The 26,573-nt window shown below is 42.6% G+C and carries 23 protein-coding genes, 1 other RNA gene and 1 pseudogene; 17 read left to right on the top strand and 8 right to left on the bottom strand.

What is annotated here, in order from left to right:
* The first annotated feature begins 71 nt into the window (after window positions 1-71).
* From HEQ19_16820 to HEQ19_16770, 11 genes are all read left to right on the top strand, one after another.
* Window positions 72-614 carry a PEP-CTERM sorting domain-containing protein gene (locus HEQ19_16820; protein ID WYM00911.1) on the top strand — a complete coding sequence of 181 codons (543 nt, stop codon included), beginning with the start codon at window positions 72-74 and terminating at the stop codon, window positions 612-614.
* 8 nt (window positions 615-622) lie between these two features.
* Window positions 623-928: a hypothetical protein gene (locus HEQ19_16815; GenBank protein ID WYM00910.1), complete on the top strand. Its 306-nt coding sequence runs from the start codon at window positions 623-625 to the stop codon at window positions 926-928.
* Window positions 929-1,831: 903 nt separating this feature from the next.
* A complete protein-coding gene (locus tag HEQ19_16810) occupies window positions 1,832-2,332 on the top strand; it encodes a PEP-CTERM sorting domain-containing protein (protein ID WYM00909.1) in 501 nt (166 codons plus the stop codon).
* Between the two features lie 588 nt (window positions 2,333-2,920).
* Window positions 2,921-3,361, top strand: a complete 441-nt coding sequence (locus tag HEQ19_16805) for an ATP synthase subunit I (protein ID WYM00908.1) — start codon at window positions 2,921-2,923, stop codon at window positions 3,359-3,361.
* Window positions 3,362-3,421: 60 nt separating this feature from the next.
* Window positions 3,422-4,186, top strand: a complete 765-nt coding sequence (gene atpB / locus HEQ19_16800) for a F0F1 ATP synthase subunit A (protein ID WYM00907.1) — start codon at window positions 3,422-3,424, stop codon at window positions 4,184-4,186.
* 169 nt (window positions 4,187-4,355) lie between these two features.
* Window positions 4,356-4,601: an ATP synthase F0 subunit C gene (atpE, locus tag HEQ19_16795; protein WYM03463.1), complete on the top strand. Its 246-nt coding sequence runs from the start codon at window positions 4,356-4,358 to the stop codon at window positions 4,599-4,601.
* Window positions 4,602-4,941: 340 nt separating this feature from the next.
* Window positions 4,942-5,373 (top strand): F0F1 ATP synthase subunit B', encoded by a 432-nt coding sequence (locus HEQ19_16790; GenBank protein ID WYM00906.1) that lies wholly within the window; start codon window positions 4,942-4,944, stop codon window positions 5,371-5,373.
* Between the two features lie 200 nt (window positions 5,374-5,573).
* On the top strand, window positions 5,574-6,140 hold the full coding sequence (locus HEQ19_16785; protein ID WYM00905.1) for a F0F1 ATP synthase subunit B: 567 nt from the start codon (window positions 5,574-5,576) through the stop codon (window positions 6,138-6,140).
* Window positions 6,137-6,691: an ATP synthase F1 subunit delta gene (gene atpH, locus HEQ19_16780; protein ID WYM00904.1), complete on the top strand. Its 555-nt coding sequence runs from the start codon at window positions 6,137-6,139 to the stop codon at window positions 6,689-6,691. The genes HEQ19_16785 and atpH overlap by 4 nt, the downstream gene beginning before the upstream one ends.
* Before the next feature lie 202 nt (window positions 6,692-6,893).
* Window positions 6,894-8,411 carry a F0F1 ATP synthase subunit alpha gene (gene atpA, locus HEQ19_16775; GenBank protein WYM00903.1) on the top strand — a complete coding sequence of 506 codons (1,518 nt, stop codon included), beginning with the start codon at window positions 6,894-6,896 and terminating at the stop codon, window positions 8,409-8,411.
* A gap of 95 nt (window positions 8,412-8,506) precedes the next feature.
* Window positions 8,507-9,454: a F0F1 ATP synthase subunit gamma gene (locus HEQ19_16770; GenBank protein WYM00902.1), complete on the top strand. Its 948-nt coding sequence runs from the start codon at window positions 8,507-8,509 to the stop codon at window positions 9,452-9,454.
* Window positions 9,455-9,512: 58 nt separating this feature from the next.
* Here the strand turns inward: HEQ19_16770 and HEQ19_16765 are convergent, their stop codons facing one another.
* Window positions 9,513-10,088: a Uma2 family endonuclease gene (locus tag HEQ19_16765; protein ID WYM00901.1), complete on the bottom strand. Its 576-nt coding sequence runs from the start codon at window positions 10,086-10,088 to the stop codon at window positions 9,513-9,515.
* 95 nt (window positions 10,089-10,183) lie between these two features.
* Here HEQ19_16765 and ssrA point away from each other — a divergent pair.
* Window positions 10,184-10,573, top strand: a transfer-messenger RNA (tmRNA) gene (gene ssrA / locus HEQ19_16760).
* Between the two features lie 363 nt (window positions 10,574-10,936).
* Here ssrA and HEQ19_16755 read toward each other — a convergent pair.
* The 7 genes from HEQ19_16755 to HEQ19_16720 all read right to left on the bottom strand — a co-directional run bounded on the left by HEQ19_16755 (window position 10,937) and on the right by HEQ19_16720 (window position 18,530).
* Entirely contained in the window at window positions 10,937-11,404 is a 468-nt protein-coding gene (locus tag HEQ19_16755; GenBank protein WYM00900.1) for a helix-turn-helix domain-containing protein, read from the bottom strand.
* A gap of 676 nt (window positions 11,405-12,080) precedes the next feature.
* Window positions 12,081-13,364, bottom strand: a complete 1,284-nt coding sequence (locus HEQ19_16745) for a transposase (GenBank protein WYM00899.1) — start codon at window positions 13,362-13,364, stop codon at window positions 12,081-12,083.
* A gap of 123 nt (window positions 13,365-13,487) precedes the next feature.
* Window positions 13,488-13,661, bottom strand: coding sequence for a hypothetical protein (locus HEQ19_16740; protein WYM00898.1), 174 nt, complete (start codon window positions 13,659-13,661; stop codon window positions 13,488-13,490).
* 433 nt (window positions 13,662-14,094) lie between these two features.
* Complete coding sequence (locus tag HEQ19_16735; protein ID WYM00897.1) at window positions 14,095-16,188, bottom strand: bifunctional serine/threonine-protein kinase/formylglycine-generating enzyme family protein; 2,094 nt, start codon at window positions 16,186-16,188, stop codon at window positions 14,095-14,097.
* A 626-nt stretch (window positions 16,189-16,814) separates the two neighbouring features.
* Window positions 16,815-17,495, bottom strand: a complete 681-nt coding sequence (locus HEQ19_16730; protein ID WYM00896.1) for a Uma2 family endonuclease — start codon at window positions 17,493-17,495, stop codon at window positions 16,815-16,817.
* Between the two features lie 298 nt (window positions 17,496-17,793).
* Window positions 17,794-18,126, bottom strand: coding sequence for a XisI protein (locus HEQ19_16725; protein WYM00895.1), 333 nt, complete (start codon window positions 18,124-18,126; stop codon window positions 17,794-17,796).
* The gene (locus tag HEQ19_16720; protein WYM00894.1) at window positions 18,081-18,530 is read right to left on the bottom strand and encodes an element excision factor XisH family protein; all 450 of its coding nucleotides are present in this window, start codon (window positions 18,528-18,530) and stop codon (window positions 18,081-18,083) included. The genes HEQ19_16725 and HEQ19_16720 overlap by 46 nt, the downstream gene beginning before the upstream one ends.
* A 646-nt stretch (window positions 18,531-19,176) precedes the next feature.
* On the opposite strand from HEQ19_16720, the gene HEQ19_16715 reads away from it, so the two are divergent.
* The 5 genes and pseudogenes from HEQ19_16715 (at window position 19,177) to HEQ19_16695 (ending at window position 26,495) form a co-directional block, all read left to right on the top strand.
* On the top strand, window positions 19,177-20,916 hold the full coding sequence (locus HEQ19_16715; protein ID WYM00893.1) for a diflavin flavoprotein: 1,740 nt from the start codon (window positions 19,177-19,179) through the stop codon (window positions 20,914-20,916).
* A complete protein-coding gene (locus tag HEQ19_16710; GenBank protein ID WYM03461.2) occupies window positions 20,917-21,171 on the top strand; it encodes a hypothetical protein in 255 nt (84 codons plus the stop codon). It begins immediately after the preceding gene.
* Window positions 21,172-21,415: 244 nt separating this feature from the next.
* Window positions 21,416-23,129 (top strand): annotated as a pseudogene (locus HEQ19_16705) (diflavin flavoprotein).
* A 383-nt stretch (window positions 23,130-23,512) separates the two neighbouring features.
* Window positions 23,513-23,692, top strand: coding sequence for a hypothetical protein (locus HEQ19_16700; protein ID WYM00892.1), 180 nt, complete (start codon window positions 23,513-23,515; stop codon window positions 23,690-23,692).
* Between the two features lie 172 nt (window positions 23,693-23,864).
* Entirely contained in the window at window positions 23,865-26,495 is a 2,631-nt protein-coding gene (locus HEQ19_16695) for a DNA polymerase III subunit alpha (GenBank protein ID WYM00891.1), read from the top strand.
* Window positions 26,496-26,573 lie beyond the last annotated feature (78 nt).

Raw genomic sequence — 26,573 nt, 5'->3', positions numbered from 1 at the left:
CCATACACTATTCTTAACTCGCACCAGAGTTAATACTTAAAGATTCACATTCTAATTTTGGAGAATATCTGATGAAATTAGCTACCAAGCTAGGAATTGCTACTGTCGGTGTAGCTCTGTCTTTTGCTGCCATTGGTACACAATCTGCACAAGCTGCATCTGTAACTTTCCGTCCTGCTCTTAGTTCCGGCGATAATTACACGTTTGGACTAGACCTCGCTCCTGGCGAAGAGCTAGGTGCTGGTACAACATGGAAAATTTTGACTCTCTTTAAACCAATTACTGATTCCTCCGCAGGCTCCGTTGTGAATAACCAAGGCGTTACGTCACTATTCGGCGGCGTTCTGACTTCTGCTAAATTTGAAGCCCTATTACAAGTAACTCCTGCGAACGTTACAGATTTCGACGTTACCTTAACCAGTGCGAATAATATTGGTAACGGCTTTGGTTGGGACTTAACCAAAGTTGCTCCTGCTCTTATTCCTTCCACCACTCCCATCACTCCCAGCACAAGTAGTTCAGCAACTGTCCCCGAACCTATGACAGTTGGTGGTTCATTGCTAGCTGTTGGCTTTGGCGCTTGGATGAAGCGTAAGAAAGCAGTAGCTGCCTAAAATTACGAATGGTGGGTTTAACCCATCATCGCACGGGAACATCAGGGTTTTTGGTGTTGTTGCATAATCTTCCGGGGCGCAAGGCCTTGCGCCCCTACCCCCTATCTGATACGGAGTCGCGAATGGTGGGTTTAACTCATCATCGCACGGGAACATCAGGGTTTTTGGTGTTGTTGCATAATCTTCCGGGGCGCAAGGCCTTGCAGCCCTATACCCTATCGGATATCCCTGGGGAAGAGAATTTACGGCTAACCACAATCTTCATGACACAACCGCTCGCTATTACCTTCAGTAATAGTGCTGAATGCGCGTAAGTTTTATATAAAACAAATCATTTTAGGGGGTCAGAACACCATTAAGCGAATTATTACAACGTCAAGTTGACTTTTAATAACACGTGCCAGTATTATGCTTAATCTTTTAGTATCTTATTTTTTATATATTTATAAGTAAAAATACTAAAAACTTTAACTAATTTTTATATAACCACAAAAAATAACAAGATTTCGTTAAGTATATTTTTTTGCTGAACAAATAAAAATAATTAAGATTACATTTGAAAAAGTTCACGACAAGAAGGCAGTAAAAACACTCATTCCTTCTATGGATGGGCTTAACAGACCCATGAGAAATTTTTCATGGGAACGCTGTCCTCACCTTCAGTGGTCAATTGTTTTTCTGGCGATTGACCACTCAAGTAAAATCCCACCCGTTGCTGGGGTGGGATGAGCTTACGAGTTAATAGTGAACTCTTAAAATTCTAACCTTGGAGACTCATTCAGTCAGCAACCCAGTCCTAAAGGACTGAGCTTGTAAGAGAAATCAAGCAAGCTGTGCTGACCAGACCACTCGGTAAAACGGGTAGCCGTTATTTGAGTCACGACACCTCGGAATGCGAAGCTAGTTCCCCGCCCTGTCGTTAGTGGTTAAACAAAACCAAGGTCACTGGTTTAGTGCCGCTAGCCTAACAAGCTCTTATAACCGGTCGAAGCTAACTTTACCCCGAAAGGGAGGCTCCTAGGAGCAAAACCGTTATGCGTACAGGATTGGGAAATTTGAAATGGTAATTGTCCCATTGAAAGTGCAATACAAAAGCACACCAAATTAAACAATCCCAAGGCGGTAATGGATCAACAAGATTGACTGCGACTAAAGTCGCCGAGTCGCTTCCCTCTCAGCACTAAAGTGACTGAGTTTCCCGCATCCCACGAGGTTCTATGAAATTAGCCAAAAATCTGAGCATTGCTGCTGCTGGTCTTGCTTTGTCTTTCGCTGCTGTTGGCGCTCAATCGGCACAAGCTGCAACTGTCAATTTTCTTGGTCAATCTGGTGGCGCGTATAACTACAATGTAGTTGCCACTCAAGCCAACGAAATTCTCGGTAAGTTCAGCTTGGTCGCGCTTACAGGTTTGCAAGGTGTAACTGATGTCATTCCTGGTTCAGCATTTACCTCAACTTTCAACCCATCATCGGTTACTTTGGTAGCTAACAGCGATACAGCCCTAACTACACCACCGACCTTCTCTGTCATCAGTTCTGCTGATCCAGGCAATGTCAATTTCGCCGCTGTAAACTTCAAAGTTTTCAACGCCACTACTGGTACAGTCACAGGACCGGCTGCGGTTCCCGAACCAATGACAGTAGGTGGTTCTTTGCTAGCTATTGGCTTCGGCACCTGGATGAAGCGTAAAAAAGCTGAATCTGCTGTCAAAGCTTAAATAAACCCTGACCACTGATAACAGCTAGTAAAAAATTTCTCAAGTTTATTTGGTCGGAAAATTAAATTAGTGCTTGTAGTTCAGTTATAGCGCAAAGGCGCAACTATTGAATGTGAAAGCGACAAATTTCACAAAAAATTTAACTTCGTCGCTAATTACTTAGCAAAAACCCTTTAATGACTACATTATTAGTCAGTACCCCTAGAGCTTGTCTACGATGCGCTCTCAGGGGTACTTATTCTTTGGGAAACTCTAGGTTAGATAAATTACCCAATATTTGAGTACTTAGGGTGCGTCAATACCAGTAATTTTTTGCCTAACCCAAGTTTTCTCGCTGCTGATGCACTACAAATTAGAGATTTTTTTAATTGTCAGTCCCTAAGGAAACTCAAGACTTGCAAAAAAAACTCAAATATAGCAGATAGATTTATCCCCCCATTTTCTCCATCTGCCCACCCCTCACCCCGCCTGTAAGCCGGGGGGTGACAAGTTAATTGTTTTTTCCTAAAGTATTGTTACCGCATCGTGATATGATTCAACTGGCTGAATGTGCAGTCAACATAATTCACTGTACTGGTTTCAAGTCCTGTGAGCTTGTCAGACGAATCGATTGATCCCACGCCAACAACAAGACAAGATGCTCAACCTGGTTTTGCGGAACCAGAACCAGTTAACTCGATGCAAGAGTTTTATCAACTCTTCGAGAGGTTGTTGAGAATCACACTTGTCCTAACGGGGATTATATTTATCTCTGTGTGGATTTTTTATTCCCTAAACATAGCCCTGAATTATTTGCTCGGGGCGTGTGTAGGTGTGGTTTACTTAAAAATGCTAGCTAAGGACGTTGAGCGGCTCGGCAGCGAAAAAACCAGTTTGAGCAAAAATCGTTTTGCTCTGATTATTGGGCCGATTATAGTAGCAAGTCAATGGCATGAGCTACAAATTCTGCCCATATTCTTGGGATTTCTCACTTACAAAGTGACGCTCATCGTCTACATGTTGCAAACTCTGTTCATTCCTGATTCTTAAAAGTCAGGCTCACTAAAGACAATCCTCCCCTACTCGCTTTTTGGGGAAAAATCTTGAAGAATGCAAATGCTGAGTGTCTTAAACGCCTTTAATTCTTTTCCCCTCGCCGAATTGGAAGTAGGTAAACATTTCTACTGGCAATTAGGCAATCTCAAAATCCACGGGCAAGTTTTTCTCACTTCATGGTTCGTGATTGGTATTCTAGTAGTAGCTTCATTAGCTGCGACGCGGAATATCCAGAAAGTTCCTGGGGGCATCCAAAATTTGATGGAATATGCCCTAGAATTTATTCGGGATCTCGCGAAAAACCAACTCGGTGAGAAAGAGTACCGTCCCTGGGTGCCGTTTATTGGGACATTGTTTTTGTTTATTTTCGTATCGAACTGGTCTGGAGCTTTAATACCCTGGAAGCTGATCAAGCTACCTGAGGGGGAATTAGCAGCACCAACCAATGACATCAATACGACAGTAGCATTGGCATTGCTGACTTCTTTGGCGTACTTTTACGCCGGATTTAGCAAGAAGGGTCTGGGCTACTTTAAGAAATATATAGAGCCAACACCTGTCCTGTTGCCGATCGCAATTCTGGAAGATTTCACAAAGCCCCTCTCCCTAAGCTTCCGTTTATTTGGAAATATATTAGCGGATGAGTTAGTAGTAGGGGTGCTAGTTCTCCTGGTGCCTTTGTTTGTACCTCTGCCTGTCATGGCTTTAGGGTTGTTTACCAGCGCCATTCAAGCCCTGGTTTTTGCTACCCTAGCCGGAGCATACATTCATGAGGCACTAGAAGGGCATGGTGGAGAAGAGCATGAGGAAGCTCATTAGAGTGCCTCAGTTGATGTAATGTTAGATTTTGGATGGTCATTTTGGATTCAATTCCAAATCTAAAATCGGAAATCTAAACACAAAAATTGTTCGTTTTGTACTCAAGGTCAGGAAAATCGACATGGTTCCAGTAATTTCTGCTTCTTACATTTTGGCTGCAGCCGCAGGCATTGATCCATTAGTTTCTGCTGCTTCAGTTTTGGCTGCTGCTTTAGCAATTGGTCTAGCTGCAATTGGACCTGGTATTGGTCAAGGTAATGCTGCAGGTCAAGCAGTAGAAGGTATTGCTCGTCAACCTGAAGCAGAAGGAAAAATTCGCGGTACTCTGCTGTTAACCTTGGCGTTCATGGAATCACTGACCATTTACGGCCTAGTTATCGCTTTGGTGTTGCTGTTCGCTAACCCCTTCGCATAAGACCTAAAAGATTTTGTTAGTGTAGAGACGTGAGAGATGTCTGGGAATTCTCTGCTACCCTGCGGAAAAGTCCTAACTAGCCGCTACCAGTCTCAAAGGACTAGGGTAAGCAAATGAGAGTCTCAACATCTCCCCGTCTCTACATCTGACAATTTTCGGGTGGCTTTGATTCGTGCCCATGTCATACCAATTGGCAAAAAGATGGGGGTTTGACAATCCCAAATCTAAAATCCAAAACGGTATAAGTTGACCCCGCTTCGTGATGGGGGTTACAAGAAATATCAAGGTTGGATGAGATTGCTGGCCATATAAACTGCTACTCCAGCCAAAGAGGAGAGAAATGTTTGATTTCGATGCTACCTTGCCTTTTATGGCATTGCAGTTCCTGCTGTTGGCAGCTTTGTTGAATGCAATTTTCTATAAGCCGCTGACGAAGGTACTGGACGATCGCGATAATTACATCCGAACGAATAACCTTGAAGCGCGTGAACGCTTGGCTAAAGCTGAACGCTTAACTAAAGAATATGAGCAACAGCTAGCACAAGCCCGTAAACAGTCACAAGCTACTGTGGAAGCCGCGCAAGTTGAAGCTAAGAAAATTACAGCCGAAAAAATTGCCGAAGCGCAAAAAGAAGCTCAAGCTCAACGCGAACAAGCTGCTAGCGAAATAGAGCAGCAAAAGCAGGAAGCATTGCTTACCTTAGAGCAACAAGTTGATGGTCTCAGTAGACAAATTCTAGAGAAACTATTGGGACCTACTCTGGTGAGATAGGGCGATACTAAAGTCAGTGAACAGTCAACAGTGAAGAGTCATCGGTTATTCTAGCGGATGGCGAACCACCACCAAAGCTTTCGATGGAATTGGTGTAGTGTTTCACCCAAAAACGAAACTGAAAACTGATAACTCATAACTGTCAACTGTGAACTGAAAACTGATAACTAATTCACAGCAAGCGAGCAGCGCACGTCTAGATGGGTATCATGGGGACATTGTTATTACTTGCCACAGAAGCCGCTGTTCAGTCAGAAATGGCAGAAGGGGCAGAAGGTGGTTTCGGTCTAAACCTAGACCTGTTTGAAACCAACATCATCAACCTGGCACTTCTGATAGGCATATTATTCTACTTTGGACGTAAGGTTTTAACCAACATCCTGGATCAGCGTCAGTCAAAAATTGCTGCCGAAATTCAGGAAGCAGAACAACGCTTGAAAGAAGGACAAACGGCTTTAGCCCAAGTGCAACAGCAGTTGGTTCAAGCGCAAGCAGAAGCCGAACGCATCCGCCAAGCAGCCCAAGAAAATGCCGAAGCAGCTAAAGCAGCAATTTTGGCGCGGGCGGTTCAGGATGTGGAACGCTTGAAAGAAACAGCCGCAGCTGATTTAAACGCCGAAAGAGACAGAGCGATCGCCCAGTTGAAACAGCGGGTAGTCGCTCAGGCTTTGCAAAAAGTCGAGTCAGAACTCAGAAGCGGGATTGCGGACGATGCTCAACAAACTTTAATTGAACGCAGCATCGCACAACTGGGAGGCCAGGTATGACAAGTCAGATAGCAACAACCGAAGTAGCCCAGCCTTACTCACAGGCTTTATTGTCAATCGCCCAATCCAAAAACTTAACAGAACAGGTAGGCGTTGATGCGCGGGTTTTGCTGAATTTACTCTCAGAAAATAGCCAGCTGCGAAACTTTATTGCTAACCCCTTTATTCAAGCTGAAGACAAAAAAGCAGTCATCAGACAAATACTGGGTGAAGGCGTTAACCCCAACTTACGCAATTTCTTGCTGCTGCTGGTAGACAAACGGCGCATAATCTTCTTAGAAGCAATTCTGAAGCAGTATTTAGTGTTGTTGCGGCAGCTAAATCAAACCGTATTAGCAGAAGTGATTTCGGCTGTTGCTCTGTCAGAGGCTCAACAGCAAGCAGTTATCCAAAAAGTCATTGCCATCACTAACGCTCGTCAGGTAGAACTAGAAACCAAAATAGACAGTGATTTGATCGGTGGCGTGATCATTAAAGTAGGCTCACAAGTAATTGACGCCAGCTTAAGGGGTCAATTGCGCCGCCTTTCTTTGCGCTTAACTAGTGGCTAGAAAATTAGGAGTTAGGAGTTAAGAGTCGGGAGTTAGGAGTTAGAAGTTAGAGTTAGGAATTAAGTAAAAAGTAATTTATATTTAACTTTTAACTTCAATATTGTTAACTCATAGCTCATAACTCATAACTCATAACTCATAACTCCTAACTCTTAACTAATTACTTCCTTCTTCTGACTCAAAAGCAATTAAAGATAGATACATGAGCATTTCAATTAGACCAGACGAAATTAGCAGCATTATCCAACAGCAAATCGAGCAATACGACCAAGATGTCAAAGTTGCTAACGTTGGTACAGTTCTCCAAGTGGGTGATGGTATCGCCCGGATCTATGGTCTAGAAAAGGCTATGGCTGGGGAACTATTAGAATTTGAAGATGGCACAGTTGGTATCGCCCAAAACTTGGAAGAAGATAACGTGGGTGCGGTGCTAATGGGTGACGGTCTCAATATTCAAGAAGGTAGTTCCGTTACCGCTACTGGTAGAATTGCCCAGGTAGGTGTAGGCGAAGCCTTGATTGGCCGAGTTGTAGATGCTTTGGGTCGGGCGATTGATGGTAAGGGCGAAATCAAAACCACCGAAAGTCGTTTGATTGAATCTCCCGCACCTGGTATCATTGCTCGTCGTTCCGTACACGAACCGATGCAAACCGGGATTACCGCTATTGACTCGATGATTCCCATCGGTCGTGGTCAGCGGGAATTGATCATTGGAGACCGTCAAACTGGTAAAACGGCGATCGCCATTGACACAATCATCAACCAAAAATCAGAAGATGTAATTTGTGTATACGTCGCTATCGGTCAAAAGGCTTCCACCGTCGCTAACGTGGTGCAAACCTTACAAGAAAAAGGCGCACTAGATTACACTATCGTCGTCGCTGCTAACGCCAGTGACCCAGCTACCCTACAATTCCTAGCACCCTACACAGGCGCAAGTATTGCTGAGTACTTCATGTACAAAGGCAAAGCTACCCTAATTATTTACGATGACCTCTCCAAGCAAGCTCAAGCTTATCGCCAAATGTCCTTGCTGCTACGTCGTCCACCCGGACGGGAAGCTTACCCCGGAGACGTATTCTACATCCACTCCCGCTTGTTAGAAAGAGCAGCCAAACTGAGCGACGAATTGGGTAAAGGTAGCTTGACCGCCCTCCCAATTATCGAAACCCAAGCCGGTGACGTTTCCGCGTACATCCCCACCAATGTAATTTCGATTACAGACGGTCAGATCTTCTTGTCTTCTGACTTGTTTAACGCTGGTATCCGTCCCGCTGTAAACCCCGGTATCTCCGTATCCCGCGTAGGTTCAGCAGCGCAAACCAAGGCAATGAAAAAAGTTGCCGGTAAAATTAAGCTGGAATTGGCGCAATTTGACGACCTGCAAGCCTTCGCGCAATTTGCTTCCGACTTGGATAAAGCCACCCAAGACCAGTTGGCACGGGGTCAACGCTTGCGGGAACTGCTCAAACAGCCGCAAAATGACCCACTCTCTGTATACGAACAAGTAGCAATTCTCTACGCTGGCATCAACGGGTACTTAGATGATATTGCGGTAGACAAAGTTACTACCTTTACCAAAGGTCTGCGGGATTACCTGAAGACCGGTAAACCCCAGTATGCTCAAGCAGTGCAAGCTTCTAAAGCACTGGGTGAGGGTGAAGAAGCAGCCTTGAAGGAAGCACTAATCGAATTCAAGAAAATCTTCAAAGCAGCGTAATTAGTCAAGAGTCAAAAGTCATTGGTCATTGGTCAATAACTAATGACTAATGACAAAGGACAAATGACAAATGACTAAGGACTAAGGACAAAATTATGGCGAATCTTAAAGCAATACGCGATCGCATTCAGTCGGTCAAAAACACCAAAAAAATCACAGAAGCCATGCGGCTAGTAGCTGCAGCGAGAGTGCGCCGCGCACAAGAACAAGTGCTAGCAACTCGCCCATTTGCTGATAAATTAGCACAAGTTTTATACGGTCTGCAAACCCGTCTGCGGTTTGAAGAAGCCAACTTACCCCTACTGAAAAAGCGGGAAGTGAAGTCAGTAGGTGTGTTGGTGATTGCAGGCGATCGCGGTCTGTGTGGCGGTTACAATAGTAACGTCATCCGTCGCGCCGAAAACCGTGTCAAGGAACTCCAAGCAGAAGGTGTAGATTACAAGTTTGTTTTGGTAGGGCGCAAGTCTATCCAGTACTTCCAACGCCGTGACCAACCAATTGATGCTACCTACAGCGGTTTAGAACAAATTCCTACCGCAGCAGAAGCTACAAAAATTGCTGATGAACTACTGTCTTTGTTCCTCTGTGAAAGTGTAGACCGCATCGAGTTAATTTATACCAAATTCGTCTCCTTGGTTAGCTCTCGTCCTGTAGTCCAAACCTTACTACCTCTTGACCCCCAAGGTCTAGAAGCAGGGGATGACGAAATCTTCCGCTTGACAAGCCGTGGTGGTCAATTTCAAGTCGAACGGGAAAAAGTGACTACTCAAGTACGTCCCCTCGCCCGTGACATGATTTTTGAGCAAGACCCAGTGCAAATTCTGGATTCTCTATTACCTTTATATCTGAGCAACCAGCTATTACGCGCACTGCAAGAGTCAGCAGCCAGTGAACTAGCTGCTCGGATGACCGCAATGAACAACGCCAGCGACAACGCCGGGGAATTAATTAAAACCCTATCTTTGTCTTACAACAAAGCGCGTCAAGCTGCAATTACCCAAGAACTGCTTGAGGTAGTTGGTGGTGCTGAAGCACTGACTTAGAAATCAATTGTAGGGGTTTAGCACTGCTAAACCCCTACGAAAGATGTGGTTTTTCCATTTAACCTCGTGACACAAAAATACGCGCTACTTCACAGGTAAAATTAGGCAGTAATGGCGACGTAATCACATCATTCACCAGCAACGTAGTTACCAATTGTAACTGAGCATTGTCCCGTCGATAAATTTCAATCCTTTGAGCAATGCGATCGACAATCCAATATTCCTGCACTCCCTGAACTGAATACAATTTTAACTTAGCTAATCGATCACGGTCTTCATTGGCTTTTCCCAAAGACAGCACTTCCACCACCAGTTCCGGCGCTCCGCGAAAATGCCCAGCTTCATCTTGAATTTGCGCCAATCGTTCATAACTCACCCATACCACATCAGGAGCGACATTATCGGAGTCCGAAAAAATTAGTCCTGGCATAATAGAGGGTTCTCCCAAACCACTATCTATCGACCAAGTGTTTAGGACTGAAAAGATACATCCAATCACGTGCTGATGTTTATGGTGGGGCGATCGCGTCATCAACAATTCTCCATCAATAATTTCATAACGAATCCATTCGTTATCAGGTAACGCTGCCACATCTTGAATTGTCCAACGAACTCTGTCTGTAGTCTGGCTCATGACATTTAAGGGTGGGGAATGAAAGTTGCATATTTCCTTGTCATCTTGTAACACATTTCCTAAATATGGTACTATAATATAGATATACAGCACATGGGTCCGTCACGGTTTCGACAGGTTGGCGAACGCTACTCTGTGATTCAGGTCGAGAGTGAGTCTCCTCTCGCAAATCAAAGGCTCAAAACAAAAGTAAATGCGAATAACATCGTAAAATTTGCTCGTAAGGATGCTCTAGTAGCTGCCTAAACACCTCTTATAGGTTCGAGCGTCTTTGGTTTGACTCCGTTAAGGACTAAAGACCTAACCCCAACGGATGCTCTAGCAAGTGTTCTCTGGTTGGCTTGCTGGCTAAGATTTAATCAGAGCATCCTACGTTCGGGATAATGAACGATTCCCGCCTTGAGGGTCAGAAAGGCTAAACCTGTGAATGAGCGGGGGGTCAATACCCAGACTGGACAGCAGTTCGACTCTGCTCGGATCCATTAGTAATAACTGACAAATCCATCTTACACTTTTATGTGTGGGTGGATTTTGTTTATTCGCCGAATACTTTTCAAACATCCTCGTAGTACTCTGTCAAGATAAAAATGATGGACTGTAGTGCGGGCATCTTGCCCGCGTGAGCGAGACGCTCACACTACCAAAAATCCCTCAAAACAAAATTGACAGACTAGTAGGAAGATCCTTCCCACTTAAAAGACATAATTCGGAGGGATGATTTTTCTGCTTTTTAGTATATAATTTAAAACATCCCCAAAATCATACAACTCTTGGCATCGAGCGGTAGGGGCGCAAGGCCTTGCGCCCCGGAGAATGCCTTGCGCCCCGGAGACTATCTGTGGTTCAAATCAATGAAAATTGCCGTAATTGTGATTGATTTGGTGTTGTATTGCTGGTTTTCCCAACGCTCTCCTTTGTTTGAGTACCCGTCTTAGTCGGTCAGGACTCAAATAAACTTGGCGTTCTGAAGCGAGTTTTTGTGCTAGTTGTTGGAAGTTATAAGTTCTTGACTCTTGATTTAAACAATTTTCTACATAAATCAAGTCTAGTTCTGAATATCGACATTTTCCCCCGCGACCTGGAGCATCCCACAATCCGACTAATCCCAGTTTTTTCCAGCGATGAAGAGTTTGACGTACTGTTGAAACCGCCCAATCTAAACCTTGAGCAATGTCTTCATTTTTTAAACCACGAGCATTCAGCAGTAAAACTTGAGCGCGGTCTTTGGTACGTTGAGGAACATCTTGAGATCTCCTCAATTGTTCCAGGGTTTGTTTTTCTAGTTCTGTTAGAATAACTCTCAGTTGGCATCTCATAGGGTAGAGCATCCACATTTCAATAGGTTGGACATTGTTATGTCTCTTCTTCCGTATCTACCTACTGCTCTGCTCAAGTCTTACTCTCCATAGCCTTTGGTTTACTATGCGAGAAGTATTGGCTTGAAGAACATTCATCAAAATTTGTAGTTTACTAGGGGTCTAGTAAAGCTGTACATTTAATTGACGTAGGTATTTTATATTGCTGAGTTTTTATAGAAAAGTAGTCAGATTATCAAACTTGTTGGCATGGCGACTACAGCCAAGGCGCTTGGCTTGTAATGCTATTCAAATTAGGGGTATAAATCAACATACACCAATCAGTATACATAACTTTTAGGAGTTATAGCATAAAAATTCTCTTTGATAACTAGAATATTGTCTTATCAATTCAAATGTATCAAAATATAACAAAGTCGATTAAACATAGCATTCACAACAGAGTTAAACATTGAAATCAAAGTCTTTTGATTTTTAATTTTTAATTTGGAATTCTGTACAGTGGTAGTAGTACTCTGTCAAGATAAAAATGATAGACTGTAGTGCGGGCATCTTGCCCGCGTGAGCGAGACGCTCACACTACCAAAAATCCCTCAAAACAAAATTGACAGACTAGTAGGTACTTAATAGTTCCAAATCACATAGTCAAACATAGTCAGACTTATGCAATTTAGCTTTAAGCGACTCTACTTTCAGCATGGACACGCTTAAATAGTGGAGTTATCCGCCTTGGATGTACTACCAGACACCCCCTATCCCTTAGAACAGACTGGAGACAGTCAAATCCTTCAGGATTACTTTTTCTGCCGATGTTGTAGCCTGCGTTCACGTCAGCATGAATCTTCAAACCATCTTTACTGATATACCACGCACGTTTGACACGTTTTCCTGAGAATACATGCTTGATCTTGTTGTTAGGTTGATAAGTTGGGATGATGTCCCAATCAATCGCTGAAGCCTTACTTGTGTAAGATTCTTCTGCTACCTTAACGGTAATACCGACTCTAACTAATTTGTAAGTCAGCATTTCGATAAATTTAGCATGTGGTATTTGAGTAAAATTTTGGTTTGTACGTTTACCTAAATTAAGACGTGTTTTCCATTGTTCGTTTTTCCCGATTGAGGCGTGAGTTACACCAAGAGATAGAAGTTGATCCACAATCATTTTTGTGGATTGATGCAAATATGAATCTATAAATTGATTACGGTTGCGGACGATATTTGCGATTCGCCTTGATTTAGCTTTACCATGAGGCAGAAAACCTCGAAACTTGGCAACCTGCTTGTTATAAAACTGGTTGGCTGATTTCAATGGTTTACCATTTACAATAATTGGTTGTATTGCTAGATCATTGAAAACAATCGTCGCTAGATTATCTAAACCAATATCTATCGCCGCATTCAGTTCAGGATTCAAACTACAAAAAAACTCTGACAACTCGGTAATTTCATAGACTATTTCGATAACGAAGCATCCAGTTTTTGGGATAATTCGTACCTCACACAAGTCCTCAAACTTTAGTCCAGGCTTTACTGGAATCCTGATTGGCGACATTGATGGGATAATGAAACCTTTATTAAATTCTCTTTTACCAATTGCTTGATTATTGAATTTCACTAAGTTTTTGTCATCAACATAATTAGGTGGTTTTGGTCTACCAGTGAACTTAGTTGGTTCAAGTTTATAAGCCACTAATGCTTTGTAGTAAGCAATCCACGCATCTGCATTCTGTTTTAATACGAGTTGAGCTACTTTTGCGCTTATTGCTTTGTAATTCTCATTTTGTTTAAATAAAGTGTCTAAGCTAGCTTGTAATTGAGTTCCCCATCCGTAGAAAAAACCTTGGCGTTGAGTGAATTGAGCAGTGTTATAAAGCTGTCGAGAAATAGTGGTAATGTCACTACAATAATCAAACCAGTCATGTCCTTCTTTGATTATGTGCTTTTCTACTTGACGCATATTTATACTGAGCGTAGTCAAAGTATTGATCAACTTTGGCAATGAAATTAGTATATCATTCAAGATCCAGTAAGATATGCTTGACTAGAAAACTTAATCAATCTGTTGGAGAATTTAAGGCTTCTACAATTTTTTCGGTTTTGCGCTTTGCCCTGATATCTTTTTCGGGTCGTCATCAACAATTACCGTACCCGTGGGAAGTTGCTCTGTTGGATATGGTATTTTACCTGCTTTGTCATGTCGCCAAGCGGTAAGGTACGAAATCCCCAAGGTTTTAGCATAATCAGATAATTTCATTAGGACTGTCTTTTAGACTATATCTGACTATGCTAGACTATATTTTGTTTAAAGTTTTATCATACCAATTCAAAAAATCTTTGCAACACATCGATAATCTGTAGGGGCGCAAGGCCTTGCGCCCCTACCCTTGACTGTTGACCTCCAAGACAGAAGATATATGTGCCCGGAGAGTAGGTTCTGGATTTATTGCTGAAGATATCCCCGTTTTATTCCCATGAACGTGCTATTACCTACAGATGCATATTTGTGGTTCACGCCTAATTGGGGATTCCTATCTACCGCTTGCTAAATTCGTAATTCTCTGGTAAAGTAATTATATAGATAATCTGAAAGCTGAAAAAAAATTCGCGGACAGCGCGAGAGGGTTAAGAAGGGCAAAGAGAAGAAGGGCAGAGGGCAAAAGTGCTAAAGGGCAAAGGGTAAGGAATCCTCACCCCACCGCGACAGCCACAACGCGAAAACCAACATTGACGTTACGATCCCTGCGTGCGAGCCTAACACGAATGGCACAGCGACAGTACCTAGCAAGGTAGTTCCACGAACCGCCACGCAGCAGCTTTTTCTCATTGTCTTTACTAGTTAACCACGCACTTCCATCTTTCGGTGCTAGCTGGTAATCCTCGTTATACACATCTTCGCACCATTCCCATATATTACCATGCATATCAAATAAACCAAAGGGGTTGGCAGGAAATTTTCCTACTTCTGTAGTTTCTTCACGATATTCACCTTTGGGTGCAGAGGCGTAGCGATAGTTACCGTTGTAGTTGACTAAATCAGTCGTAATGGTTTCCCCACAATAAAACGGGGTAGTCGTTCCCCCACGACAAGCGTATTCCCATTCAGCTTCACTTGGTAAGCGATAGACTTTTCCAGTCCTTTTAGATAATCGAGCGCAAAACTCAACTGCATCATCCCAAGAAACTTTTTCAACAGGACGATTCGCACCTTTAAAATTGGATGGGTCGGGATTTAAATCAATATTTATTTTACCAAAAGCCGCAACAGCTCGCCATTGAGCTTGGGTTACAGCAAATTTACCCATGAAAAAGGGTTGAATGGTGACGGTGTGCTGTGGACTTTCATCACTTTTTCGTCCTTCCTCATTCTCTGGGGAACCCATGAGAAATTTTCCGCCAGGAATGGCGACCATATCGATCATAACACCATTATCCAGGTTTTCGCTAAAATACTCAGCGCGTCCGCGTCTACGGTTAATTTCCCAAGTTTTTCCTATCCCTAAAAATCCTGAGTTGTTTACCGTTAGAGTAGCGGTTTCAAATTCAAAAGGCTGAGTTTGAATACCTGGAGTCGATTTTGGCGGAAAAATCGGTGTAGGTGATGGCTTTGGCTGTGGTTTTTGGGGAAAAACCCGTGCTTGGATCGCGACGATATCCTCATCGCGTAATCCTAAATATTGCTGATACTCTTGTAAATCCTTTTGCGTCGCTTGATTAAAAGGATATTGTTGATTAACCGCGTCAATCAACGCTTGTTCATATTCCTGTAACTTCCGCTCATACTCCCGATAGGGTTTGAGAACTTGTTCGTGAATTTCCCTCGCTTCATCTGGAGATAACCCCAACTCAACCCGCTTAGATTCCAATATTCTCAAACCAAAGACCGAAAAATTTCCCTGTCCTTGTTCGGCGCGAGTTGTGGCTTCTTGAAGGTATACTTCTTTGGCAACATTAACCACAACTGTGGGTGCGATGGGCGATAATTGTGCTGATGTGAAAGCTTGCTGTGCCTCTGTTGCTTGAAGATAGCGCAAACTGAAGTGACGACGCACCATTTTAGTTAACACTTCGGCTAAATGATCGCTCACCTGTGCTTGGTCGCGCCAAATAATTTCACCAGTCAACGGTTCTTCTTGTAAATCAAAAGGTAAAACGCCGGTCAAAGCTTGAATTACCGTCATCCCCACAGCATAAACATCACTAGCTAAACAAGGTTTACCATTTTTTTGTTCATTAGGCATATATCCAGGTGTCCCAATGACAACGCTGGATGCGACTTCACCTTGAGTATTCACCATCAACGTTCCCAGTTCCTTCACCGCCCCAAAGTCAATCAAGAAAATTTTACCATCAAGATGGCGGCGCATGAGATTTTGGGGTTTGATGTCGCGGTGAATTACTCCTTGACTATGGACAAAGGACAAAACTTCCAAGATATCTTGCAATAATCTGGTCGCATATTGCTCACTCAATCGTTTACCTGGAACGATTTCTTTACCCAGGTCTTGTCCTTGAATAAACTCTTGAACAATATAAAGATTTTGGTTTTCGCTAAAATGTGCGAGTAATTGGGGAATTTGCGGATGTTTCCCCAGTCTTTCCAAAATAGCCGCTTCTTTTTCAAAGAATTCGACAACGCGGGGATGGGACTGGTTAGGACGTAATTGCTTAACCACACACAAAGGTTTACTGGGTTGCAGAATATCACGTGCGAGGAAAGTAATTGCAAATCCCCCACCGCCTAATGTCTGAGTAATTTCGTAGCGTCCAGCCAGTATACTCACGATGACTGTTAATCTCCACAAACCTCATGAATTAGAGTATAACCGTTACTGGCTGTGTGTGAAAAGACAACGGTGATACTAGTCGATTCGTGATTAATTTAAGGGACTTCCAGAAATTACAGCGTTTTTGAGTTACAGCAGTTTTCAGGTATTTAGACCACACCCCGATATCTGTATTTCTTTCTTCCTTCCCTACGGGACGCTCCGCGAATGCGCCTTCTCTTCGTTCGCGTAGCGTGTCGAAGACAGACGCTCCGCGAATGCGCCTTCCCTACGGGACGCTGCGCGTTCGCGGAGCGTCTCGTAGAGAATGCGTGAGATATAAAAATGTGGTTCATTTACCTGAAAATCGCTGTAAATATAGCGTTTCTCGCCCTAGTGAGGTACATCGGTAAGGGCACGGCAGTGCCGTGCCCCTACATCGCGTGATACAATTTTGTACCTCATGTGAATAGGAAGTGCTATAAACCACGTGGTAGGGGCGTAAGGCCTTGCTCCCCTAGGAGTATCTGTGGTTCAAGGAAATAAAAATTGCTGTAAATTATCCACGGTAGGTGCGTCAGTACCAATAATTTCGCGCTACGTTTTGAGTTTCTCGCTGCTGACGCACCCTACGACTACAAATATTAAATAATAGAATCGGGGTCAACGCCAAGCGATCGCAATTTTTCGGCTAATAAGAAAGCGCGTTGCTGTGCTTGTTTTGCTTGTTCTTCTGGGGTTAATAATCTTTCTCCTTGTTGATTGTACCAATACACCCACTCCCGCGTAATGCCTTGATATGTTCCCCGTTCGATTCCAATTCCCAAACCAATGTCACCCAGCCAAACGGGGTTTCCTTCCAGGGTTTGATACTCGCCATTGATGAGTTGGTAAACTTCTAGATGTGGTTTGCGGCGGCGTGTGGGATTATAGACGATATAATATAGAATACCCAAGTCGGCATATTTGCTTTTTTTCGTGGAATATTCACCGCGATAGTTTGGCGATACTACTTCTAGGACGAATATCGGTAGTTTTTCTTCTTCCCACAACACATAACTGGGGCGGAGATTTTCATCATAAAATCGTTCTACTCCCAAACTCAAAAATCCATCTGGGACTATAGCTGGGATTTCTGGGTCATAGTAAATCCCCATATCAACGCCAAAAAACCAATCCATCCGGTCTGCCCAGACAAAAGCTAATATTGCTTTGAGTAAACCGGGAATCAAATCTTGTAATTCGTTATCCACTGGCGTTTCGTCAGAGTCTGGTAGTTCCTCAGATGAGGGTAAGCAGGTTTGAAGATTATATTTAAGTACCATACTTTGTTCTTTTATCGGTCACACAACCAATTCCCTGAATATAGATCCTTCTTCCAGAATTAACTAATCCTTCGGCGATAGTTCATAAACTACCTCAAGTTGTGTTAGCAAAGAGGCGTGAAAGGTAATATTGTTTCTATTTTGGAGTTGATCTGGAATTAGACTATATATATGGGCGCACTATATCCCCATTATAAAAATAGGATATCAAAAAGCAGAAGATTTTGCAAGGGGTTTGTCTGACTGAGGCGCCCTACAAATTGGAGATTTTTTAAATTTGAAGTCCCCCAGGCACACATCATCCCACTGCGAAGTCGGTATAGTGTCGCATTTTCGGAGGGTCAAATCCCAAAACAATATCCTGACAAGAAACACCGAGTTCTACCAATTCATTAGCAATGCCAACTTCTGTACCATCTTGCTGAATCCAAATTTTGCCGTCGATAATATCCAGATGCAGGACAGTACCATAGACTCGCTGGGAATCACGCCAGCCAACGTACACTAATTGGTAGTGATCGCGTTCGGTATCGAAAATTGTTTGGGCTTGTATGCGCTCGTCCCACACTAGTCTGGCGTGTTCGTTTAGCAATTTTTGGATATATTCTCGATATTCATTGATGGTAGCCATCGTTCAATTACCTCCCCATCAATATTGTAGATTAACAACAGCATCTGGTTTTGCTCAATCAGTCCCTGAATGAACGGAGTGATAAAAAATCCCTCGTAAATGTTGCTGGAAATGGCTAGATACAAAACCCGTTTTGTATCTTGGACGCCAAGAGCAGCCCTATATGCTATGAATTGTCCCAATGCTCGGTAAAATTCCGAAATCTTCGATGGTCCGAGAAAACTTTTGATTTCTACAGCTATTTTCATTCCCTCTCTCTCGGCTGCAATTACTTTTTCTGCACCGAGGTCAATCGCTAAGTCAAATGTACCCGCTTGTAGAGGATAAGGGTCATGGGTAATCAACCACCCATCTCTCTCGAGAGCGCTTTTGACTACTTCATGGAAAGCATCTTTAGCAGACACGATGGAAATTCCCGTTATATATATGGGCGCACTATATTCCCATTATAAAAATAGGATATCAAAAAGCAGAAGATTTTGCAAGATGTTTCTGACAACATTTTCGGGTCAATAGACCAGGCTTGCTTATATACAGGACTTACTTGGACTACATTTAAATAATGGTGCGTGACGCCACAAGTCTTGTGACTGTGTACAATATTTATCGCTGCGTCACGCACCCTACGATTATTAATGTGCCCGGAGAGTAAGTCCTTATATATATGGGCGCACTATATCCCCATTATAAAAATACTATATCAAAAAACTAGCGCCTTGTCAACTACTACTCAATGCCCCATGCCCAATGCCCAATGCCCTGTTATTTATGCTTTTTGTTACGAAATGATTGTCAAAAAACAGAAGATATGTATGATATTTGAGGGATTTTAAATTATGCCAAGAAACATTAATATTTAAAAGTAATACTTTTGACACATTTAATTGCTGAGGATTTTTTTTTGTGAATCAGAAAGTGAGCAAAAAAACAGCAATAATTGATACAAGTCGAATTTTGAGAAAAATAAAATTGATTACAACTTGAAAAAAAAATTCTAGGCACAATAAGGGCAGAAAAACAATAAAGTTTATTTGCGCTCGGAGACGAATAATGGTAGCGATGTCTACGACTGGCAATGCGAATACAGAGAACGTTCAGCATCGGCTAACTATACAAACTGTAAAAATTGCCCCGAATACAACGGCGATTCGCTCTCTTGATTGGGATCGCGATCGCTTTGATATCGAATTCGGATTGCAAAATGGTACAACTTACAATTCCTATCTAATTCAAGGTGATTTGACAGTTTTGATAGATACTTCTCACCAGAAGTTTCGTCATCTGTATTTAGAAACCCTGAAAAGCTTGGTTAATCCCAAGGCGATTGATTACATAATTGTTAGTCACACAGAACCAGACCATAGCGGATTGGTTGAGGATGTATTGCAGTTAGCGCCTAGAGCGACTGTTTTAGCGTCTAAAATTGCGCTGCAGTTTTTAGAAGGCTTGGTACACGATCCATTTTCTAAGCGGATTGTTAAAAGTGGCGATCGCATAGATATCGGTAAAGGACACGAAATCGAATTCGTGAGTGCGCCTAATCTACACTGGCCTGATACTATCTTCAGCTATGACCGCAAAACCGAAACCATCTACACCTGTGATGCTTTTGGGATGCACTTCTGTGATGACCGCACTTTTGACGAAGATTTAGAAGCGATTGAAGCTGACTTTAGATTTTATTACGATTGTTTGATGGGTCCCAATGCTCGCTCTTTGCTAAATGCAATGAAACGCATGGGTGATTTAGGGAAAATTAAAATAATTGCCAACGGTCACGGGCCATTACTTTACCATCATCTCGACATTCTGACACAGTGTTACCAAAGTTGGAGTCAAAGACAAGCCAAAGCAGAAACTGTCGTCGGCTTGTTTTATGTTTCCGAATACGGATTTGGTGATCAACTAGTTCAAGCGATTGGGGAAGGAATCCAGAAAACTGGAGTAGGGATTGAAATGATCGATCTCAGTTCCGCTGAACTCCAAGAAATTCAAGAATTAGCAGGTAGAGCAGCTGGTATCGTTATTGGTATGCCACCAACTACAGCTGTTGCAGCACAAGCTGGTATCAGTTCCCTGCTATCTGTCGCCAAAAATAAACAATTTTTTGGCTTATTTGAATGTTACGGCGGTGATGACGAACCGATTGATACTATCCGCAGAAAATTTATCGATTTGGGAGTCAAAGAAGCCTTCCCAGCAATACGGATTAAAGAAGCACCCACAGCCGCTACATATCAATTATGCCAAGAAGCGGGGACAGACTTGGGACAAGTGCTGATGCGCGAACGCAACAAGCAGCAAATCAAGTCCCTCGATGTGAACATGGAAAAAGCCTTGGGTCGAATTAGCAGCGGATTGTATATCGTCACAACCAAAAAAGATGGTGTTAGCAGTGCTATGCTGGCATCTTGGGTAAGTCAAGCGAGTATGCAACCCCTAGGATTTACCATTGCTGTTGCTAAAGACCGCGCCATTGATGCTCTCATGCAAATAGGCGATCGCTTCGTTCTCAATGTCCTAGAAGAAGGTAACTATCAGGAACTGAAAAAGCACTTCCTCAAACGCTTACCTCCTGGTGCTGACAGATTTACTGGCGTCAAAACCCAAATAGCCAAAAATGGTTCGCCAATTTTGACAGATGCTTTAGCCTACATGGAATGTGAAGTGCAAACCAGCATCGAATGTAGCGACCACTGGATTTTATATTGTACCGTCCAAGAAGGACGTGTTTCTAAAGCCGATGGACTCACAGCTGTTCGTCATCGCAAAGTAGGGAATTATTACTAAGTGGGTCGGCTATTAAAGCGTACTTTGGTCATTTGTCATTGGTCATTGGTCATTGGTCATTTGTCATTTGTCATTTGTCATTTGTCATTGGTCATTTGTCATTGGTCATTTGTCATTTGTCATTTGTCATTGGTCATTTGTCATTGGTCATTTGTCATTGGTCATTTGTCATTTGTCATTGGTCATTTGTCATTGGTCATTTGTCATTGGTCATTTGTCATTGGTCATTTGTCATTGGTGGGGATGAGGGGATGAATTTTCAGGTTGTGAGGCTCAACTTTCAGCCTCCAAACCTAAAATTTTCCTCCCGTACTCCCAACCTTTGCGCCTCTCAATTCCTAACTTTTACAGCAATTTTCATGCAATAACCAGAGATTCTCGTAGGGGCGCAAGGCCTTGCGCCCCTACCGCGTGGTCTATTTATTTGAAAACTGCTGTAACTCCCAACTTGTAACTACTAACTCCTCATTCCTCCCGTCGCAATTTTTACCCAAAAACTATGAGCAATTCCAAACCCCGTGACGTACAAGTTGTACCCATCGCTACAAATACGAAGGTTCTCAGGGCGCGTAGTTGGTCACGCCTAAGGTTTGAAATTGAATACGCACTTGAAAGGGGTACAACCTCCAATTGCTATTTAATTGAAGGCGATAAAATTGCAATTATTGACCCACCGGCGGAAACTTTTACCGAAATTTATCTAGAGGCGTTGCAAAATACTTTAGATGTCAAACGGTTGGATTATGTAATTTTAGGTCATTTCAATCCCAACCGAGTGACAACTTACAAAGCGCTTTTAGAAATAGCACCGCAAATTACCTTTGTAACTTCCCTTCCTGGTTTGGCGAATTTGCGGAATACTTTCCCGGAAGATAATCTCAATATTTTGGTGATGCGGGGGAAAGAAACTCTAGATTTAGGTAAAGGTCATGTTTTAAAATTCTTACCTACTCCGAGTCCCCGTTGGCCGGAAGGACTTTGTACCTATGATCAACAAACGCAAATTCTCTACACAGATAAGTTATTTGGCGTTCATATCTGTGGTGATGAAGTGTTTGATGATAACTGGGAAACATTTAAGGATGACCAGCGCTATTACTATAATTGTTTAATGGCGCCGAATGCACTGCATGTAGAAGCTGCTTTGGAGAAAATTTCCGATTTGCAGGTGAGAATGTATGCAGTTGGTCACGGACCTTTAATACGCACTAGTTTAATCGAACTGACCAAAGGTTACGCCGAATGGAGCCATGCTCAAAGAACTAGGGAAATTTCCGTAGCTTTATTGTATGCTTCAGCTTACGGAAATACAGCCACTTTAGCACAGGCGATCGCTCTGGGACTGACCAAAGGTGGAGTAGCGGTCAAATCGATTAACTGTGAATTTGCGCCCCCTGATGAAATCCGCAGCACCGTAGAACAGTGCGATGGTTTTATTATTGGTTCACCTACGATTGGGGGTCATGCACCCACCCCCATTCATACCGCTTTGGGGATTGTGTTAACTGTTGGCGATAACAGTAAACCCGCTGGGGTATTTGGTTCCTATGGTTGGAGTGGGGAAGCCTTTGACTTAATTGAAGGTAAACTCCGGGATGCTGGGTATAAATTTGCCTTTGACACTTTAAAGGTCAAATTTAAACCTGACGCTGTGACTCTGAAATTTTGTGAAGAACTCGGCACAGACTTTGCACAAGGATTAAAAAAGGCGAAAAAAGTGCGCGTACCGCAACAAGCTGCTACACCTGTTGAACAAGCCGTTGGGCGAATTGTTGGTTCCATTTGTGTGATTAGTGCCAAGCTGGGAGAAGTCTCTACTGGGATGCTCGGCGCTTGGGTATCACAAGCTACGTTCAATCCACCTGGATTAACAATTGCGATCGCTAAAGAACGGGCGATAGAATCTCTGTTATATCCTGGTGGTAAATTTGCCCTGAATATCCTCCAAGAAGGCAATCATGTAGATTACACCAAGCATTTTCGCAAATCATTTGCCCCAGGAGAAGATAGATTTGCGAGTTTCTCGACTACAGTAGCAGATAACGGTTGCACAATTCTCACCGATGCGATCGCCTATCTGGAATGTGTTGTTAACCAACGTTTAGAATGTCGTGATCATTGGGTTGTTTATGCAACTGTTGATAACGGTAAGTTGCTCAAGGCCTGATGCTGTAACTGCTATTAACCATCGCAAGACTGGTACTCATTATTAGACCTGACAATATTTGGGCTGATTAATGGGATGAGTTTTATCTCACGCATTCGGCGAAGCCGTTCCCGCAGGGTAGGCGCATTCGCCGGAGGCGTTCCCGCAGGGTAGGCGCATTCGCCGGAGGCGTTCCCGCAGGGTAGGTGTTTTTGATGTTTTTGCGTGAGACGAAGATTACAGCTATTTTTGAGACCTAGGAAAATAATTTTCGTCAAATTCCGTAATTTTGACCAAGACAACTGAATATAGATGCAGCGATATTTAAATATATATTCAGTATCGGGCAGAGGTTATAAGCTAAAACACATCTAATTTGTATATCTCATATGCAAACTAAATATGGAAGTGCTAATTACTGCCAAGACGGGTTTATAATATGTTTTTCCTATGAATACAGAACACAACAAAATTAAATTTCCTCTTTGGGAGTATCTCAATCAACCGTTGTTTAATCGTGAGACGGAATTGATAGTGAATCCCCGACGCTTCGCTGCTATTTGGCGAATTAAACTTTTAGAACGCTGTTGGACTAAGGAATGTGACGCCAAGGGACCGCAACAACATTAGATATTTAGGCGTTTTGATGTTTCCACTGTAACTATTGATATTTCGCGCTTGGGATTCCAAATTTCGCAAACTACGCTACTCTAAGATCCCGTTGGTTAAAAAAATCCTGCTCCCTCAGGTAGACCAGTGGAATACCTCTAGAGATGTTGTTGGCTTGTGTTTGGAGTCCTATATGTCCTTTGTTCCTTTACATATTCACAGTGATTACAGCCTACTTGATGGCGCCAGTCAGTTACCAGAGTTGGTGGATCGAGCGATCGCTCTGGAGATGACGGCGATCGCTCTGACGGATCATGGTGTGATGTATGGTGCGGTGGAATTGATTAAAATCTGTCGCAGTAAGAATATTAAGCCAATTCTCGGCAATGAAATGTATATCATTAATGGCGATATCGAAAAGCAAGAACGCCGTCCTAAATATCATCAAGTTGTTTTGGCTAAGAATACCAAAGGGTACAAAAATTTAGTCAAATTAACTACGATTTCTCATTTGCAAGGTATTCAAGGTAAAGGAATTTTTTCCCGTCCTTGCATTAATAAAGATTTATTAAAACAATATCATGAAGGTTTAATTATCACCAGTGCTTGTTTGGGTGGCGAAATTCCCCAAGCAATTCTCAGTAATAGACCAGATGCAGCGCGAAAAATTGCCCAGTGGTATAAAGATGTATTTGCTGATGATTATTATTTAGAAATTCAAGACCACGGCTCTCAAGAAGACCGTATTGTTAACGTCGAAATTGTCAAAATTGCGCGGGAACTAGGCATTAAAGTTGTTGCTACTAATGATTCCCATTTTATTTCTTGCTTTGATGTAGAAGCACATGATGCTTTGCTCTGTATTCAAACTGGTAAGCTAATTGTTGAAGAAAATCGGATGCGTTATAGCGGCACTGAGTATCTGAAATCTGGCGAAGAAATGAAGCTGCTATTTCGTGACCATTTAACTGATGATGTCATCGCTAAAGCCATAGCGACTACTCAAGAAGTGGCTGATAAAGTTGAGCCTTACAATATTATGGGTGATCCGCAGATACCCACCCCACCCATTCCTTCTGGTCATACTCCTGATACCTATGCTGAAGAAGTAGCTTGGCACGGACTTTTAGAAAGATTAAATCGCAAATCCCGTAATGAGGTCGATCCAGTCTATAAGGAAAGATTGGAATACGAACTCAAAATGATTCAACAAATGGGTTTTTCTACCTATTTTTTAGTTGTGTGGGACTATATCAAATTTGCTAGAGATAACAACATTCCCGTGGGTCCAGGACGCGGTTCAGCCGCAGGTTCTTTAGTAGCTTATGCGATGCGAATTACTAATATTGACCCTGTGCATCATGGGCTACTATTCGAGCGATTCTTAAATCCAGAACGGAAATCTATGCCGGATATTGATACGGATTTCTGCATCGACCAGCGCGATAAAGTAATTGAATACGTAACTGAGAAATATGGGAAAGAGCGAGTAGCCCAAATTATTACTTTTAACCGCCTGACATCTAAAGCTGTCTTAAAAGATGTCGCCAGGGTATTAGATGTTCCCTACAGAGACGCCGATGAAATGGCGAAATTTATTCCTGTAGTTCGGGGTAAACCTACAAAATTGAAGGTGATGATTTCTGATACAACCCCGGAACCAAAGTTTAAAGAAAAATATGACACAGACCCCAATGTCCGCCGTTGGATTGACATGGCTATACGAATTGAAGGGACTAACAAAACTTTTGGCGTCCATGCGGCTGGGGTGGTGATTTCGGCTGAACCTTTAGATGAACTTGTACCACTACAAAAAAATAATGATGGTTCAGTTATTACCCAGTATTTTATGGAAGACCTGGAATCTTTGGGATTGTTAAAAATGGACTTTCTGGGTTTGCGGAATCTCACCCTGATTCAAAATACTATAGATTTAATTGCCCAAAATAAAGGCTATCGTCTAGACCCCGATGAAATTACCGGTCAAGAAAGAAAGGCTCAGAAAATTCTAGCCAAAGGCGAACATACTGTTTTACCAAAAGATGTGCAAAAATCTTATGAACTTTTAGAAGCTGGGGATTTAGAAGGGATATTTCAATTAGAATCATCGGGGATGAAACAGATAGTCCGAGATTTGAAGCCTTCAAATATTGAAGATATTTCTTCTATTTTGGCATTGTATCGACCAGGCCCTTTAGATGCAGGACTCATCCCCAAATTTATTAACCGCAAACATGGAAGGGAGAATATCGACTATGAAAGCGAGATCCTCGAACCGATATTAAATGAAACCTATGGCATCATGGTCTATCAAGAGCAAATCATGAAAATTGCTCAAGATATGGCGGGATATTCACTGGGACAAGCTGACTTACTACGCCGCGCAATGGGTAAAAAGAAAGTTGCAGAAATGGAGAAGCAACAGGAAAAGTTTATCGATGGCTCAACAAAAAACGGCGTGAAAAAGCAAGTAGCCGAGCAATTATTTAAGGATATGTTGAAGTTCGCGGAATATTGTTTAAGCTATGATACAGAAGTTGTCACAGTAGAATATGGCGTGCTTCCCATTGGCGAAATTGTGGAAAAGAACATTGAATGCAATATCTATAGTATTGATAAATATGGGAATATTTACACCCAACCTGTAGTACAGTGGCATCATCGCGGTCAACAGGAAGTATTTGAATATTGTTTGGAAGATGGTTCAGTAATTCGGGCGACTAAAGACCATAAATTTATGACTACTGATGGGGAAATGTTGCCGATTGATGAGATATTTGCACGGGGATTAGATTTACTGCAGGTGCATGGGGTACCGGAATAATAACCCCAACCCTAACCCCTAAGCGCAAGCGAGGAGGGGAATACTCCCTTCCCTGTCTAAGATTACACTTATTTATGT

The sequence above is a fragment of the Gloeotrichia echinulata CP02 genome, from assembly GCA_038087035.1.
GTDB lineage: Bacteria > Cyanobacteriota > Cyanobacteriia > Cyanobacteriales > Nostocaceae > Gloeotrichia > Gloeotrichia echinulata.
This window is presented reverse-complemented; position numbering and strand designations above follow the sequence as displayed.